This window comes from Cohaesibacter sp. ES.047, assembly GCF_900215505.1.
Classification (GTDB): domain Bacteria; phylum Pseudomonadota; class Alphaproteobacteria; order Rhizobiales; family Cohaesibacteraceae; genus Cohaesibacter.
Map to the genome: position 1 here is coordinate 2,445,835 of NZ_LT907844.1, position 15,423 is coordinate 2,461,257.

Consider the following 15,423-nt stretch of genomic DNA (forward strand, 5'->3'; position numbering starts at 1 on the left):
AACGCCATAACCGCATAGGCCATCATGGTGAGGCCAATAAGGGTTGAGATGGTCATGGCGACAATAATCGCTGTGACGACATTGTCATGGACCTGGCTACTGGAATTATATGCCGCCAAAGACCCTTGCTGATTGAGTTCAGAAAGATCTCCAAGGATTGCCGATGCTTCATCAAAGGCACTTCTCATCTCGGTTTTGAAGAGAACAGAGGCTTCCTCATTTTTGTTGGCGCGTGAAAGTTCGAGCATCTCTTTATGCAGGTCTTTGTAAAGAGACCACTTCGTAGAGAAGCTTTCATATGCCGTCCGTTCGCGAGCCGCACTGATCAAACCTCCATATTCTTTTCGAATGGCTTTGATGTGCTCGTCTGCAGCGCGGATATCTTTCTCTGCCCGTGCCATTTCGGTCGGATCGGTTGAGAGGATATGCGATCCTTCCGCGATGCGGAAATCCGACGTGGTTGTGTTGATGGAATTGACGGCCCTCGTGCTGGGCAACCAGTTGGTAGCGATTTCCACTGTGTTGTCATTCAGAGAGCCCGCGCTATCATATGATAGCCACGAAAAGGCAAAGATTGAAATGAGCAGTGCAAGCGACAGTGAGACCAAAAGTAGGCGTATGGAGATCCGCATCGTATTTTTCCTAGAACGAGGACACTTTAGTAATTCTCCGGTTGTTATGATTAACAATGTTTAAAACTGATTATCCTGATAGTCGTCTTTTCCAAAGAATCGGACCCTTTGGTAATCGAAAATTCGTTTTGTACTTCAATATGCAATCCTAAGTATGCGATGCGTCAGATTGACATACCTGGGGTGAATGCCGGTTTCCACGAACCACAGGCGGTGCATCTTTAAAAATAGGCGAGCGGCGGATTTTTCTGATAAAATTGGCGGTTATTCCCCATAAAGTGCCGCCATATCCCGTGTGACAGCAGCCATTGCCTCTCGCAATTCCGCAGGCTCCAACACCTCTATTTCGGGGCCAAGGCGCAGAAACTCATGAATCGCTTGTTCTTGTGTCCCGCTGGGTAACAAAACGATTCGGTTCCCTTCATCATCGGGGTCGGAAATCTCCATGTGCGCGCGTACAAAGGTGGGGCTAATGCCTTGCAGAATACGCAGGCCGAGCGCAGTGACCCGCAGCTTCGCTCGATGCGGATACAAGTCTCTCTCCAGTCGTTTTGCATTTTCCTGCCAATAGGCTGCCAGATCGAAATGGCGAGGACGGGTGAAGGCCTCCGATGTTGCTTGCATCTTCAACACGCGGCTGACGCGGTAGGTTTTGACGGAGCCTTCCCTCATCGCTGCCATATACCATGCACCATTTTTCAGGATCAGGCCGACCGGGCAAACGGTACGGTCTCTTTCGGCGTGCCAACTGCGATAGGTCATCCGAATGACGGTGCTGCGCCAGACCGCGTCGGCGATTTCGCGGATAAAGGGAGGCTCTTCGGTTTCCTGATACCAGGCGGACGCGTCCAGATAGAAGCGCTGGCGCATTTGCTCGGCTCCTTCACGCAGGCTTTCCGGCAAGGCCACCATGAGTTTGTTTTGAGCGGCGGCCAAGATGGACCCAAGCCCGAGGATGGCGGCGGGACCAGCCATGCCCGAAAAGGCAAGCGCCTCGGCTTCTTCCGAGGACATGCCATTCAACCGGACGCGATAACCTTCGAGCAATCTGTACCCACCTTCAGGCCCGCGCTCGCTATAAACAGGAATGCCGGCAGCAGAGAGCGCATCAATGTCGCGGTAGATGGTTCTAAGCGAGACCTCATTTTCCTCAGCCAGCTTCGTGGCCGTTGCACGCCCCGAGGCTTGCAGTGTGGTCAGGATATTCAAGAGACGACTGGCGCGCATGAAAATTCTCCTTTTCTCGAATTATCCTAAAGATACCTGACAGTTTTTGACAGGTATGGGCGCGTACTTTCTCTTCGGCATCTAAATTCCATTCGAGAAAAGAGAAAACGAGACCGCGATATGACCGACGAAAGAAACCTGACCCTTTACCACTGTCCGCAGACACGCTCGAGCTCCACACGGATCATTCTTGATGAACTCGGTGCTCCCTATGATCTGCATGTCATGAACCTGAAGGCGGGGGAGAACCGAAAGCCGGATTATCTCAAGATCAACCCGCTGGGCAAAGTGCCTGCCATCAAACATGGTGAGACGATCATCACGGAACAGATCGCCATCGCCATTTATCTCGGTGATCTGTTCACCGATGCAGGTCTCGCACCGACCATTCTCGATCCCGACCGGGGCGCCTATTTGCGCTGGATGCTCTTTTATGCGGCCTGCTTTGAGCCAGCTGTTGTCGATAAAGCGCAATCAAGAGATTCCGGACCAGAGGCAATGTCGGTCTACGGCAGCTATGATCAAGTGCTCGAAATGCTGGAAGTGGTCCTATCGAACGGCCCTTACCTCTTGGGTGATCGCTTCAGCATCGCAGACATTCAATGGGCGTCGGCGCTTCATTGGACGATGATGTTTGGCGCTGTCCCGGAAAGGCAGGTTTTTGCAGACTATCGCGATCGCATCATCGCCCGGCCATGCTTTCAGTATGTTTTCAAGGACGATCAAAGTCTGGCAGAGGCCCATCAAGCGGTGCTGAACGCGAGTGAGTAGAAGGCAAGACAGCGTTTCACCAGCTCCAGATGCAAGCCTGGGGCTGGTTCTGCGCCATCGCTGATACGCGGCGCGAGATGAACCGATCTTGGAACGCCCCATCCGCCCACATGGTCTTCTTGGAACAATGCGGAAGACCAGACGTTCGATAATCATTGGGCAATGAATTTGAGAGCGAGGTGTCAGCGTGCTTGAGGGGCTTACAAGGTTGAATGACTATTCCGGCGCGCTGAATGTTGGGTTAAACCTTCTCGGCGTGGTGATCTGGGCGGTCTATCTTCATGTTTTCTGGCGCAGTTACATACGCAACACCCGAACAGAACTCCACATTGATGTAGCCGCTGCAAAAGGCCATAGCGCTCGGTGTCTGGTCACCAATATGGGGTCGGACATGATCTATATTGAAGATGTCATCGCAGACATCGAGATCAATGATGAGATCTATTCTGCCATTGTCGCGGATCGTGAAGAGATGGATGAAGACATCAATGAAACGCCCCTTTCGAGAACCAACCGCGGACCGCTCAAGGGCGGCTGCTTCCTTGATCTTGGCTCGCTTCGACAGTTGGCAGAGCGTGTTCATCTGCAAACTGGCAGTGAGGACAATCTCACCGATTTTCAATCCATCAAGATCGCGGTTATCGGCTTGTCCAGCCAGTCAAACCGCGTCATTCGCGCCGAGAAGCAGTTCAATGCCGATTGGGTTGATGGCCGTTTGACCATCAACGCGCCCTCCGTTGAGACAAAGCAGGTGAAGATGAAACGCTATGCCTTCAACCGTCGGCGTCTGGGTATTCACCGGGACAAGTGGGGCGAACACAAGGGCGATTCCAAGTATCGCAAGGTCTGGCGCGCCTGATCTTTGGAGCCTGTATCCTGCGTCCTGAGCGGCATTCCACAGCGGGAATGGTCCAAAGGAAGAGGTTTGAGCCTCAGGTGCATTTCGTACTTTCGTATATAAAAGCAGTATGATAAATGACAAAGAAAATCATACTGTGGAGTTGATGATGCGCCGCTCGATGTTGCTTGCCTCTGTTTTCGCGTCCCTTGTCTCGGTTACGACGGCCATTGCCGCGCCGCCGCCGCTGGTTCTGGCAGTGGGAGGGGAGCCGGAAACCGGATTTGACCCGATCATGGGCTGGGGTCGGTATGGCAATCCGCTGTTTCAGGCAACGCTGCTGCGCCGTGATGCTGATCTTGAGATGGTGGGCAGTTTGGCGACGGATTGGTCCCTGTCCGACGATCGCCTCGTCTGGACCGTCACGATCCGCAAGGATGCCAAATTCTCCGATGGCATACCGCTAACTGCTAAGGATGTTGCCTTCACCTTCAACGCGGCAAGAGACGCGGGCGGGTTGACGGATATGAAGAACCTCAAAGAGGCGCTCGCGACTTCGCCAAATAAGGTCGAATTCGAACTCAAAAAGCCGCAGATCACCTTCACCTCGCATCTGGTGGCACTGGGCATTGTGCCCAAAGGCAGCTATGGCGACGACTATGCGCGCCACCCGATTGGCGCCGGGCCTTTCAAAATGGTCGAGTGGCGAGAAGGCGAGCAGCTGATCGTCGAACCCAATCCCTATTGGTATGGCGAAAAGATTGCCTTTCCGCGCGTGACCTTCGTGTTTGGCGAAGAGGCCGTGGCGCTCAATCTGGCGCGATCCGGGGCGGCGCATCTGGTCGCGGTTCCACCGACTGACGCGGAGCAGGTGCCAGGTGGCATGCATGTCAAATATGTCGATACAGTCGATAACCGCGGTATCGCCTTCCCCATGCTTCCATCGGGCGGTCAAACAAAAGACGGCGCACCGATTGGGAATGATGTAACCGCTGATCGCTCCATCCGTGTTGCCATCAATCAGGGTCTTGATCGGGCGGCATTGGTCGCATTGGCGCTCAATGGGCACGGCACACCGGCCTATGGTCCGGTTGATGGTCTGCCGTGGGATAATCCCGACGCCCACCTCGAAGGAGGCGATGTCGATGCGGCAAAAGCCACGTTGGACGCTGCGGGCTGGCAGGACGAGAACGGCGATGGCATCCGGGAAAAGGATGGCCTTGAAGCCCGCTTCCCGCTCATCTACCCGGCATCGGATTCCCTGCGTCAGGCCTTGGCGCTGGGCGCGGCCGAACAGATGCGCGCGCTTGGCATCATAGCCGAACCACGGGGCCTGAGCTGGGATGCAATTGGCAAGGAAATGCACGCAAGCGCTGTGGTCCTTGGCTGGGGGGCGCATGATCCATCAGAGATCTATGCGCTCTATCACGGCAGCAATGCCGGGGTTGAGTGGTACAACACGGGCTTCTATCGCAATGCCACTGTCGATGCCCATCTTGATGCAGCCCAGTCGGCCGCCAGCTTCAAGGCGTCCCTTCCCGAGTGGAAAGCCGCTCAGTGGGATGGCAAGACCGGGTTTAGCGCCAAGGGCGATGCGCCGTGGGCCTGGATGGTCAACATCGACCATGCCTACTGGATCAGCGATTGCCTCGACATCGGCCCCGTCCAGATTGAACCCCACGGCCATGGCTATCCAATTACCCAAGGGCTGCCGTCCTGGAAGTGGACTTGTGAATGAGCCGGTATCACTGGCTCTTGGGGTTGTTGGGTGAACGCCTCATTCGTCTCCTGTGGCTGCTGCCATTGGCGATGGTGGGCTTGTTCACGCTCATCAGGCTTGCGCCGGTTGATCCGGTGCAGGCCTATGTGGGCGCGCGCGTGGCTCTGGTCGGGCCGGAACAGCGCGCCGCGATTGCCAAGGCTTGGGGCCTTAATGATCCCGTGCCTGAACAATTCCTGCGCTGGCTCTCTCATCTCCTCAAGGGAGACTTCGGCGACAGCATGCTCTTTAACGCACCGGTCGGCGAGGTGATCATGGCCCGCTGGCCTGCCTCCCTGTCTCTGATCGGAAGCGCCTTTATTTTTGCCTTTGTCATTGGCACCTCGCTGGGGCTGATTGCTGCTGCATCCAAAGGCCGCTGGCCGGACCGGATCATTCGCGGATTTGCCGTGACGCTGGCGGTCAGTCCGGGCTTTTGGCTGGCGCTCATGTTCATTGCGCTGTTCTCGGTGCAGCTTGGCTGGCTGCCTGCCTGCTGTTCCGCTTCCCCGGGCCTGACGCTGGATGAGGTGACGCTCGGCGACAGGCTGCGCCATCTGATCCTGCCTGCCATCACCGTCTCGATCGTTGGCATTGCGCCTCTTATCCTGCACACCAGAGCGCGGGCACGTGCTTTTCTGGAAGGCCCCGCAGCGCGTCATCTCAAGGCCCATGGAGCCCGCGATTTGCCACTGCTCATTGGGTCCGGACTGCGCCATGCGCTCGGACCGGCGCTAACGGTGCATCTGGCAGGAGCGGGGGAGCTGATCGGCGGTTCCGTTCTGGCCGAGAGCGTCTTTTCATGGCCCGGTCTGGGCGAAGCGACGGTGCGCGCGGCCAAGGGCGCCGATGCCCCCTTGCTGATGGGTGTTGCCCTCGCAACGCTCGGTGTGGTGTTCCTTGGCAATATGCTGGCGGACATCTGTGCCTATCTTCTTGATCCGCGCCTTCGCAATCAGGCGGGCGTCGGGCACAAAGGACGCAGATGGGCGCGGATGCCATCGACAGATATCGAAACGACGAGCGAGGGAAAGCCGTGACGGATTTGATCGAGAAGGCTCGTTTTGATGAATGGCCTGAGCCAGAGGGAGCCGCGAGCGGCCCCGTCGGTCGCAAGGATGCATCGAGCATCCGGCGTCAGGCTATCCTGAGCGGTCTCATCGCCCTGACATTGGTATTGGGTGTTTTTGCCTTCTCCCTCTTTGTCTCTTCTGATGACCTGCGGGTCAGTCCTTCGCTGCGGATGCTATCGCCTTCCCCGGAGCATCTGTTTGGAACAGATATGCTCGGCAGGGACATGCTGCTCCGCACGCTGCTGGCGCTTGGCCAATCCATCGGCATCGGGCTGTTTGCGGCCATTGTCTCCACGGCTCTGTCTGTCATTCTCGGGCTCCTGGCCAGTGTCAATCGCATCGCAGACCGGATCGTCGGGGTCGCAACTGAGCTGTTTCTGGGCCTGCCCCATTTCGTCCTGTTGATGCTGGTTGCCTATGCAGCGGGTGGAGGCGTCAAGGGTGTCATCCTTGGGGTTGGTCTCACCCATTGGCCGCGTCTTGCGCGCCTGTTGCGTCACGAGACCCAGCGGGTGCTGGCGTCCGATTATGTGGCCGTCTCGCGTGGGCTCGGGCGCAGTCCGCTTTGGGTGGCGCGGCGACATCTGCTGCCTCATCTCATCCCCCAGATCATTGCTGGCTTCGTGCTTATCTTCCCCCATGCCATCCTGCACGAGGCGGGGCTGTCCTTCATCGGGCTCGGGGTGCCGCCGCACCTGCCATCCATCGGCGTTATTCTGTCCGAGTCCCTAAGGGCGCTTGGATCTGGCCTTTGGTGGCTCGCTTTCTTTCCCGGTCTGGGCCTGCTGCTCGTTGCCCTGTCATTTGAGATGTTCGGCGAAGCACTGCGGCGGGTATCCGACCCAGACGAAGGGGTGGCCTGATGCTGGTGGTTGAAAATTTGTCTGTTCGGTTCCGACAGCACGATGGGGCTCATCTGGCTCCGATCAGGGACGTGTCCTTCACTCTGCCGCGGGGGGAGCTCACCGGGCTGGTCGGTGGATCGGGGGCAGGTAAGAGCCTGATTGCCGAGGCGCTGATTGGCAATTTGCCCCACAATGCCGAAATCACGGGGCGGATGGAGTTTGATGGCGCACGGTTAAAGCACGGCACTCTCGCGCTTGCCCCGCAAAGCCGGGATGCCTTGGACCCACTCAGCCCGGTCGGTCGTCAGGTCGCCCGTTTTGCCAAGCTTGCCGGACGGGATTGTAATGTGGCGACGCTCTTCTCGCATCTTGGGCTGCCGCCAGCAAACCTGAAGCTGTGGCCCCATGAACTGTCGGGCGGCATGGCAAAGCGCGTGCTGCTCGCAACTGCGCTCGCAACCGGGGCTGACTGCATCATCGCGGACGAGCCAACCGCAGGTCTGGATGGAGAAGCCGCCGACCGCATTATGGCGCTTCTTGGATCTCTTGCGTCAGATGGCAAGGCCGTTCTTGTGATCAGCCATGATCTCACGCGGCTGGCGCAAATCGCTAGGCAAATGGTGATCCTGAAGGACGGGCGACAAGTGGACGTAACCGACACGGAAGCCTTCCACACCGGGGCGCTGACGCATCCGTTCACCAAGGCGCTCTGGCAGGCGCAAACCTGGGAAGATTTTGCTCTCCCACCAAGAGAGGGGCAATACGATGCTCAGCGCTGAGGGTCTGTTCCACCGGTTTGGCGATGCCGTGATCCTCGATCAGGCAAGCATTGCAGTAGAGGCGACCGCGCGGATAGGCATCGCAGGTCCGTCCGGTGTTGGAAAAACGACGCTTGGCCGCATTCTGGCCGGTCAGTTGCGGCCGCAAGCGGGTCATGTCTCTTGGGATGGCGCGGATATCGCCGCGCTTAAGGGGCCATCGCCCGTGCAACTGGCACCGCAGTCTCCAGAGCTGGCCGTGGATCCGCGCTGGTCCATTGCCGATGTCCTTGAAAATGGCGGCGCGATTGATGACACAATCCTTGAAGGGCTTGGCATCCGGCCTGAATGGCATGGACGACGAGCGCGCGAGCTGTCGGGTGGAGAGCTTGCGCGGGTTTCGCTTGCGCGCCTCATCCTGCCAACAACGCGCCTCCTCATCTGCGACGAGATCACCGCCCAGCTTGATGCCATCTCGGCGCGGCAGATCTGGCAGGCCTTGTTGGCTGTGCTGACCGAGAGGCACATCGGCCTTGTCGTCATCAGCCATGATGACAGGTTGCGCAAAGCCGTCTGCACCAAAAGCTTCCAGCTTCAGGGCGGACAATTGCAGCCTGATGTGTGTTTCGACCGCACCGAGGCTCGGGACGGAGCCTCGTCCTCTGGTGGAATGGCAGGGAGGGGATGAGTTCCAGTCACTGAAGACACTGCGATAGGGGGGGGCTTCGTCAGGCCCGGATTGCGGGCAGGTGGTATTTTGCTTCTTCTGATATCGCCCGTTTGCTGCTAGGTTCCTGTTGTGGCGTCGAGCCGGGGGTAACAGTCGGAAGTCTGGAAAAGAAATGAAGCGCATAACCATCACGCTTTCAGATGAAATCGCAGCAGCATTAGACCAGTATATGAGCGAAAGCGGCGCGCAAAATCGGTCAGAAGCCATCAGGGATCTGGTTCGCCGCGCCATGCTCGACCGACCGGAGGGGCCCGAGGATGCCGACTGCCTCGGGGTTGTGTCCTACACCGTGGACCAAACAACCCGAAACCTCGGAGCGCGGTTGGCAAAACGCCGCCTTGATGCGCACGACAGGCACCTTACCTCCCTTTCCATTCCTCTGGATCATTCCACCGCGCTGGAGATCGAAGTCACGCATGGAAAACTGCGTGATGTTGCCTCCACCGCCGAAACCCTCTTTTTGGAACGAGGGGTCGCGCATGGATCGCTCTCCCTCGTCCCCGTGACCGCCAGTGGCACACACCATGTCCACGAAGGCGAACGCGCTTCTCCGCATCACCACATCCAGGTGCAACAAAGCTTCAGCAAATCGCACAAAAAGCACGAGCCGGATAGCCATTGACCTGCTGAACCGACAGGTAAGGGGGAGGGTGCTCAATGGGGCGGATTGCGGATATTGCCCTTGCGGATATCCGCCAGCACCCTGTCGTCCTTGTCCGATAAGGTTGATACAGGACTCCGTGCCTTCCCCACACGGTCATCACACCTGCCGAAGCCTTTGTGCTTGTCGTGGTCGGGTTGGGTCGCTTAGGGAGTCGAGTTCGCCAATACGGTCGGAGGCACTCAGGCCTTCAGGGACAGCGTCTATTATTTTGATGATGATCACCTGTCCATTCAAGGCTCCTCTCTGCTCGCCCCCGAAATTGCCTCAGGTGTCGAGCCCTTCCTGAAAAGAGCCACACAAGCTCGGGCACAGTAGGAACCGGGTGGCGGTCAGCATGCCAGCTGCCCTCTGGCCCGTTATGCGTACCATCCGCGTTAACCTAATTTGCATCAGACACTAGACGACCGGTCTATTAGTCCCTATATGGCAAGTATGAAACGCATGAAAAAATCGGATGTAACCCGCCAGACGATCCTCTCCACGGGGCGGGCTCTCGTGACAAAGGGCGGCTTTGGCGCCATGGGCCTGTCGACGTTGCTCAATGAGAGCGGGGTCCCCAAGGGGTCCTTCTACTATTACTTCCCCTCCAAGGAGGCCTTTGGCGAAGCGATGCTTCGGGACTATGTGGAAGACTATCTGACGCGCGTCGAGGCTCTGATGACCCGGGACGGGTGCGGCGCAGACAAGCTTATGGCTTTCTGTTCTGCATGGCTGGATCACGATCGGCATCAGGGACTGGTGAGCACCTGCCTTGTCGTCAAACTCGGGGCCGAAGTCGCCGATCTGTCGGAGACGATGCGTCTGGTGCTCGACAATGGCGTCAAGGCGCTCGTCGGAAAACTTGCGATCATCATGCGTGAAGGGGAGGCCGACGGCTCTCTCCACCCCCAGGAGGCCACGGAAAGGTCAGTACAGGTGCTCTACGCGCAATTGCTGGGCGCGGCCATCCAATCGAAACTCTCGCACGATCAGACCCCGCTGGAAGCGGTTCTGGAAGACATAAAGGCACGTCTGATCGTCTGACCATAAGGATTATGACTCATGAAAGCTGCTGTTCACGACCAGTTTGGAAACCCCGCAGATGTTCTCGAACCCCGCGATGTTGATCTGTCCACTCCGGGCGAGGGCGAGGTCCGGATCAAGACCATCCTGTCCCCAATTCACAATCACGACCTCTGGACCATCCGTGGAGACTATGGCTACAAGCCGCCGCTTCCCGAAGCCATTGGCGGCTCCGAAGCCGTGGGAACCATCGAAGCGGTCGGGCAAGGCGTTGATGATGCGATGATTGGCCGGCGTGTCGCGATTGCCGGTGTGCACGGGTCATGGGCTGAATACTTCATTGCGCCCACAGCGGGCCTGTTGCCCTTGCCCGAGCAGATCAGCGACGAACAGGGCGCGCAATTGATCGCGATGCCCTTTTCAGCCATCTCCCTGTTGCAGACCCTTCAGGCCAAGCCCGGCGAGTGGATCGTTCAGACCGCGTCCAACGGCGCTGTCGGACGGATCATGGTGGGCCTGACCAAGGCGCGCGGCATTCACCTTCTCAATCTGGTGCGTCGTCCAGAGGCCGCCGAAGAGTTGCGCGAGGCGGGTATCGAGAATGTGCTCTCTACCTCGGTTGAGGGGTGGAAAGACGATGCCCGCGCTCTGGTCGGCGATGGTCGCATCACCTCCGCTATCGATTCTGTCGGCGGGGCGATATCCGCCGATCTGATCGATCTGCTCTCTGCGGACGGGGAGCTGGTCATTTTTGGCTCCGCCACGGGCGAGCCAATGAAGCTTGGGTCCGGGCCGCTGATCATGAAGCAGATCGTGATCAAGGGGTTTTGGGGGGCACAAGTGAGCGCCAATATGGCACCGGATCTGCGCAAGGACCTGATTTCTGAGCTGGTGAAGCTGGCCCTTCAGGGGGACTTACCACTGGAAACCGGCGGGATCTACGCCCTCGACCAAGCCAAGGAAGCCATGACCGCGGCTCTGACACCGGGCCGGGCAGGCAAGATCCTGCTCAAGCCTTGATCTGGCAAGGCAGGTGAAACACGGCTTGCACCGCTGTGTTGCCTGCCTTTGAATGTCGACCAAGCAAAAACAAAGAGGCATCGTCAATGATGATGCCTCTTTAGTTAGCTAAAACAATCCGCTAGCAAATGCAGAACGACTCCTAGAGACCGAGAAGTCCTCCAAGGAATTTGCTGTTTGAGGCTTGTGGCGCCAGCCCCCGGTTCTGGTCATCGCCACTATTTGCCAGAGCTCCGATCAAACCATCGGCTGAGCGGTACTTTTCATCTGCGCGGCGCCCTTGGGACGCTTGCTTGCAAAGGTCGCGAATCTGCTTGTCGCCCTGCGATTTGCAGCTCTCCATACTAGCCGTCATCCATTCTTTATCACCGAGTGTCCGGGCCGTCGTGATGGCAGTCGGCAGAGTGCTGGAAACCGGAAACTTTCGCTGCATCCGAGCGATGACCTTTTTGGCATCAACGCCATTCTTGTGCTGGGCATGGGCCCCAGCCAACATGCAATAGTAGCCGATTGGTGCCGATTGCGTGTTTTGGGCTCCCTTCAGAAGCTTGTAGGCTATCTCTGGATCCCAAGTGTTCAGCGAAGCAAAGGCCATGGTGCGCGCGGTTGCTGATTTGCCGAAGCCTCCTTTGAGCATGGATGCAAGTTTGCGAAGGCTCGATTTGTTATCGGCATCTGCGATATACTGATGCAGACGTTGATAAAAAGATGCAAGATTGCGGAAGGAAGATGCGGACTTGGCTGCCTTGTGACGCTTTGTCTCGCGTTGCGCCGGGACCGAATCTCCGAGCAGCTTGGCTGCCTGCTTGTTGACCCGATCAAGACGCGATTTTGCCGATGGATGCGTTTGCTTGACCTTTTGGGCCAACTCGGACACCGAACCGGTAATACCATTGATCATGACGTCGGTAACCGAGTCGAAGTCAAAACTCTTGATTTTGGTTTTCTTGCCGTTGCGCGCCAGCCTCTGTTTCTCGGCCTCGGCCTCGGCGGTGCGGATATGCTCTAGCACATCGGCCATCGCGGTCGGATCATAGCCTGCTTTGAGGAGCATTTCGACGGCGAAGGCATCTGCCTTGTGTTCTTGACTGCGGTCGAACTGGGCCAATCCGACATCCTTGAGCAAGGTCACCCCGGTTACGAGCATGGCCGCGCTGTGGACAGCATCGTCACGCACGGCGGCCTGCTCACTGTCCGGCAGATAATACTGGTAAGATCCCTTGCCGATTTTGCGCGAGTCCATGCGCGAGACGACGCTGGCGTAGGTAAAGGCCTGCGCCGCAACAGAGCCCGCATCGGTCATGGCACGCACCACCTCGGCATCCTTGTGGTGGCCCATCAGGATGTGACCCATCTCGTGCGCGATGATGGCAGCAAGTTCATCCTCGGATTCGGTTTTCTGAACGGCGAGAATGCTGATGAAAATATCGCCAGACGGCGTGGCCTGACCGTTTAGGCCATCTTGAGGCGAGAGAAAGATTCCAACGCGTTCCGGCTCCTCTCCAGTCTAATGGCGCAACAGGTGGGCGCCGATCCGCTGCATGTGTTTCTCCAGCGGCCGGATTTCCAGCGTGCCGTCTGCATCGGGCTTGATCTTTGTGCCGCCGATATTGTCCTCGTTAAACTGTGCAATGCTGCCTTTCGAAGGGGAATTGCCAAGTCCAAAGTTATGACAGTCAACGCGGCCTTCAAGGGCGTTCAGTGCGACATTCCGCTCAAGAATTGAGAAGGTCTCGGGCACTGGTTCAAAACAGTAGATGTGCTTTGCATGGGTGTGTCTGCCCCAATAGACAGCATGGTTGCCAATATTGGCGCCGATATCAAGGATGATAGCATCCTCTTGAATGCGGCTTTTCAAGCTCTCGAGTATCTCGAATTCGACATAGTTTCTGAGCTTGAGCAAATGTTTCTGGATGATATCCTGCTGATGATTGGGAACATGAAACTGCGCCCCGTCCCGCAAGGTGATCACCGCATCAGCTGTCATCGGCGGGATGACGAGATGTTCGAGCAACTCGATGCGCGCGCACAGCTCGCGATAGCTCTTGGTTCTTTTGAACAGACTGTTCGTGGTTTTGGCTGCGAGCTTTGCAAAGGGATTTTTCATCGTCTTCAGCCTTTTGGGCCCTGTAGGGGACGATTGTCGGGCGTATGAAAAGGTGTAGCGTACCGTAAAATATATCATGGGGAAAGTTGCCTGGTGGCTTTGACCAAAATCCCATTGGACTGGATCTCTTAAAGGCTGCATCACCGCCACTTTGTAATAGCGGGTCTTGATGGGGACTTTTGTGTCCGGGCATGAGTGCCTATATTGAACAGCAATCGATCGTCGTTTTGACGCTTCTCCGATAATGAAAGGTTTAGAGCATTGTCTGATCAGAATGGGTACGAGCCGCCAAAGGTATGGGTTTGGGATCAGGAAGGGGCTGGCGCCTGGGCCAAGATAAACCGCCCTGTTTCCGGCGCAACACATGAGAAGGAATTGCCGCAGGGCAAGCATCCCTTGCAGCTTTATTCTCTTGCAACACCCAATGGCCAAAAGGTCACGATTTTGCTTGAGGAGCTGCTTGAGCTGGGCGTCAAGGACGCTGAATATGATGCCTGGTTGATCAAGATCGGCGATGGCGAACAGTTTTCTTCGGGCTTTGTTGAGGTGAACCCCAACTCCAAGATCCCGGCGCTGTTCGACAAGGACCGCGGCATCCGCGTGTTTGAATCCGGCGCGATCTGTCTCTATCTGGCGGAAAAGTTCGGTCACTTCCTGCCCACCGATATTGCGCATCGCACCGAGGTTCTGAACTGGCTGTTCTGGCTGCAGGGATCGGCACCCTATCTGGGCGGCGGCTTTGGCCATTTTTATAGCTATGCGCCGTTCAAGATCGAGTATGCCATCGATCGCTTCACCATGGAGGCCAAGCGCCAGCTCGATGTTCTGGAAAAGGAGCTGGCCAAGAACCGGTATCTTGGCGGCGACGAATACACCGTCGCCGACATGGTAACCTGGCCCTGGTACGGCAATCTAGCGCTGGGCAAGCAATATGATGCCGGTGAGTTTCTCTCTGTCGAGGACTATGTGAATGTGCGTCGCTGGGCCAACGAAATACTTGAGCGACCAGCTGTCCAGCGCGGGCGCATGGTCAACCGTGTCAAAGGCGAACTGAGCGAACAGCTGCACGAGCGTCATGATGCATCCGATTTCGACCTGCGCACTGAAGACAAGCTCCAGTCCTAGATCTGGATCGGGCCGCAAGTCGTCTGAAATGGAAAAAGCGTCGGCAGCCTCCGCTCCGGCGCTTTTTCTTTGGCTGCCTGTTGCCGCACGTCTCCCCAAACGTTCAGAGCGAAAACAGGGAAGGCGGCTCTTCGGCCGGTTCGATGAGTTTTTCTCCGCTTGCCCGGCTGTTGCCAACCGCTCGGTCGACCTGGTAGGAGATCAGTTCGTGATCGCGATGTTCGTTGAGGACAGCGCGGGCATCATCGACGCCGTTCGAGCGATCAAGCCAGGTATCATAGACCTCGGGCTTGAGGATCACCGGCATGCGGTGGTGGATATGCTTGATTTCCTTGACGGCGGGTGCGGTCAGAATGGTGCAGCTGAAAAGGCCAAGGGTTTCGTTGAAGGCACTGAGCCCCGCAAAGGCAAACGCCTCGAAGTCCGGCAGGTGCAGCAGATGCGGATCTTTCTTGCCGTCTTTCGGGCTTTTCGTCCATTCATAATAGCCGTCCGCCGGGATGAGGCAGCGGCCATATTTGAATGCTTCGCGAAAGGCGGGTTTCTTGTGCGCTTCCTCCGAACGGGCGTTGAACATAGGATACTCGTTCTGCAGATCCTTGGCCCAGTGTGGCACGAGCCACCAGCGCCCCGACAGAAGACGGCGCTCGCCATTCACATCGGCGACATAGAGAATCTCCTGCGTCGGTGCGATGTTGTAACGCGGTGGCACGTTTCTGTGCGTGTCCTCGGGATGGATCAGATTGTACATCTGATGGATGGCCGCCCAAGAGCCCTTCAGGATAAAGCGTCCACACATCTTGGTCTCCTTTGTGCATCTGCATGCGCGTCACGATGAAGCACATCATGCAACGGCACCTAGCCGGGTTCAA

General features: G+C 57.1%; 15 protein-coding genes and 1 pseudogene. 11 read left to right on the top strand and 5 right to left on the bottom strand.

The genetic code is table 11. The features are described 5' to 3' along the window. Positions 1–152: 152 nt before the first annotated feature. Together CPH65_RS24570 and CPH65_RS11180 are read right to left on the bottom strand one after the other, a co-directional pair. Positions 153–632: pseudogene (locus CPH65_RS24570) on the bottom strand (MCP four helix bundle domain-containing protein); the annotation flags it as partial. 264 nt (positions 633–896) lie between these two features. Continuing rightward, positions 897–1,859, bottom strand: a complete 963-nt coding sequence (locus tag CPH65_RS11180) for a YafY family protein (RefSeq protein ID WP_096173539.1) — start codon at positions 1,857–1,859, stop codon at positions 897–899. 120 nt (positions 1,860–1,979) lie between these two features. Here CPH65_RS11180 and CPH65_RS11185 point away from each other — a divergent pair, with 120 nt between their 5' ends. The 10 genes from CPH65_RS11185 (at position 1,980) to CPH65_RS11230 (ending at position 11,319) form a co-directional block, all read left to right on the top strand. Beyond that, entirely contained in the window at positions 1,980–2,630 is a 651-nt protein-coding gene (locus CPH65_RS11185) for a glutathione S-transferase family protein (protein ID WP_096173540.1), read from the top strand. A gap of 208 nt (positions 2,631–2,838) precedes the next feature. Next, positions 2,839–3,489 carry a hypothetical protein gene (locus CPH65_RS11190; RefSeq protein WP_096173541.1) on the top strand — a complete coding sequence of 217 codons (651 nt, stop codon included), beginning with the start codon at positions 2,839–2,841 and terminating at the stop codon, positions 3,487–3,489. Positions 3,490–3,598: 109 nt separating this feature from the next. Then, positions 3,599–5,206 carry an ABC transporter substrate-binding protein gene (locus tag CPH65_RS11195; RefSeq protein ID WP_244574595.1) on the top strand — a complete coding sequence of 536 codons (1,608 nt, stop codon included), beginning with the start codon at positions 3,599–3,601 and terminating at the stop codon, positions 5,204–5,206. Next, positions 5,203–6,267, top strand: a complete 1,065-nt coding sequence (locus CPH65_RS11200; RefSeq protein ID WP_096173543.1) for an ABC transporter permease — start codon at positions 5,203–5,205, stop codon at positions 6,265–6,267. The genes CPH65_RS11195 and CPH65_RS11200 overlap by 4 nt, the downstream gene beginning before the upstream one ends. Then, the gene (locus CPH65_RS11205; RefSeq protein ID WP_197704012.1) at positions 6,264–7,163 is read left to right on the top strand and encodes an ABC transporter permease; all 900 of its coding nucleotides are present in this window, start codon (positions 6,264–6,266) and stop codon (positions 7,161–7,163) included. Before CPH65_RS11200 ends, CPH65_RS11205 begins: the two co-directional genes overlap by 4 nt. After that, positions 7,163–7,924: an ATP-binding cassette domain-containing protein gene (locus CPH65_RS11210; protein ID WP_096173545.1), complete on the top strand. Its 762-nt coding sequence runs from the start codon at positions 7,163–7,165 to the stop codon at positions 7,922–7,924. The genes CPH65_RS11205 and CPH65_RS11210 overlap by 1 nt, the downstream gene beginning before the upstream one ends. Further along, on the top strand, positions 7,911–8,591 hold the full coding sequence (locus CPH65_RS11215; RefSeq protein WP_096173546.1) for an ATP-binding cassette domain-containing protein: 681 nt from the start codon (positions 7,911–7,913) through the stop codon (positions 8,589–8,591). Before CPH65_RS11210 ends, CPH65_RS11215 begins: the two co-directional genes overlap by 14 nt. Before the next feature lie 154 nt (positions 8,592–8,745). Continuing rightward, positions 8,746–9,255: a nickel-responsive transcriptional regulator NikR gene (gene nikR, locus CPH65_RS11220; protein WP_096173547.1), complete on the top strand. Its 510-nt coding sequence runs from the start codon at positions 8,746–8,748 to the stop codon at positions 9,253–9,255. Between the two features lie 474 nt (positions 9,256–9,729). Next, positions 9,730–10,320, top strand: coding sequence for a TetR/AcrR family transcriptional regulator (locus CPH65_RS11225; RefSeq protein ID WP_096176363.1), 591 nt, complete (start codon positions 9,730–9,732; stop codon positions 10,318–10,320). Between the two features lie 18 nt (positions 10,321–10,338). Further along, positions 10,339–11,319 carry a zinc-binding dehydrogenase gene (locus tag CPH65_RS11230; protein WP_096173548.1) on the top strand — a complete coding sequence of 327 codons (981 nt, stop codon included), beginning with the start codon at positions 10,339–10,341 and terminating at the stop codon, positions 11,317–11,319. Positions 11,320–11,461: 142 nt separating this feature from the next. Here CPH65_RS11230 and CPH65_RS11235 read toward each other — a convergent pair whose 3' ends face one another. Continuing rightward, a complete protein-coding gene (locus tag CPH65_RS11235) occupies positions 11,462–12,799 on the bottom strand; it encodes a M48 family metalloprotease (RefSeq protein ID WP_096173549.1) in 1,338 nt (445 codons plus the stop codon). A 27-nt stretch (positions 12,800–12,826) separates the two neighbouring features. Continuing rightward, the gene (locus CPH65_RS23875; RefSeq protein ID WP_157747635.1) at positions 12,827–13,426 is read right to left on the bottom strand and encodes an FkbM family methyltransferase; all 600 of its coding nucleotides are present in this window, start codon (positions 13,424–13,426) and stop codon (positions 12,827–12,829) included. 261 nt (positions 13,427–13,687) lie between these two features. Here CPH65_RS23875 and yghU point away from each other — a divergent pair, with 261 nt between their 5' ends. Continuing rightward, positions 13,688–14,551, top strand: a complete 864-nt coding sequence (yghU, locus tag CPH65_RS11245; protein ID WP_096173550.1) for a glutathione-dependent disulfide-bond oxidoreductase — start codon at positions 13,688–13,690, stop codon at positions 14,549–14,551. A 103-nt stretch (positions 14,552–14,654) separates the two neighbouring features. On the opposite strand, the gene CPH65_RS11250 is transcribed toward yghU, so the two are convergent. Further along, complete coding sequence (locus tag CPH65_RS11250) at positions 14,655–15,350, bottom strand: SOS response-associated peptidase (RefSeq protein ID WP_096173551.1); 696 nt, start codon at positions 15,348–15,350, stop codon at positions 14,655–14,657. Positions 15,351–15,423 lie beyond the last annotated feature (73 nt).

Excerpts from the sequence above, each read along its gene's own strand:
- CPH65_RS11180 (WP_096173539.1), bottom strand. The coding sequence starts at position 1,859 with ATGCGCGCCAGTCGTCTCTTGAATATCCTGACCACACTGCAAGCCTCG.
- CPH65_RS11185 (WP_096173540.1), top strand. The coding sequence starts at position 1,980 with ATGACCGACGAAAGAAACCTGACCCTTTACCACTGTCCGCAGACACGC.
- CPH65_RS11195 (WP_244574595.1), top strand. The coding sequence starts at position 3,599 with ATGATAAATGACAAAGAAAATCATACTGTGGAGTTGATGATGCGCCGC.
- CPH65_RS11200 (WP_096173543.1), top strand. The coding sequence starts at position 5,203 with ATGAGCCGGTATCACTGGCTCTTGGGGTTGTTGGGTGAACGCCTCATT.
- CPH65_RS11210 (WP_096173545.1), top strand. The coding sequence starts at position 7,163 with ATGCTGGTGGTTGAAAATTTGTCTGTTCGGTTCCGACAGCACGATGGG.
- CPH65_RS11215 (WP_096173546.1), top strand. The coding sequence starts at position 7,911 with ATGCTCAGCGCTGAGGGTCTGTTCCACCGGTTTGGCGATGCCGTGATC.
- nikR (WP_096173547.1), top strand. The coding sequence starts at position 8,746 with ATGAAGCGCATAACCATCACGCTTTCAGATGAAATCGCAGCAGCATTA.
- CPH65_RS11225 (WP_096176363.1), top strand. The coding sequence starts at position 9,730 with ATGAAACGCATGAAAAAATCGGATGTAACCCGCCAGACGATCCTCTCC.
- CPH65_RS11230 (WP_096173548.1), top strand. The coding sequence starts at position 10,339 with ATGAAAGCTGCTGTTCACGACCAGTTTGGAAACCCCGCAGATGTTCTC.
- CPH65_RS23875 (WP_157747635.1), bottom strand. The coding sequence starts at position 13,426 with ATGAAAAATCCCTTTGCAAAGCTCGCAGCCAAAACCACGAACAGTCTG.
- CPH65_RS11250 (WP_096173551.1), bottom strand. The coding sequence starts at position 15,350 with ATGTGTGGACGCTTTATCCTGAAGGGCTCTTGGGCGGCCATCCATCAG.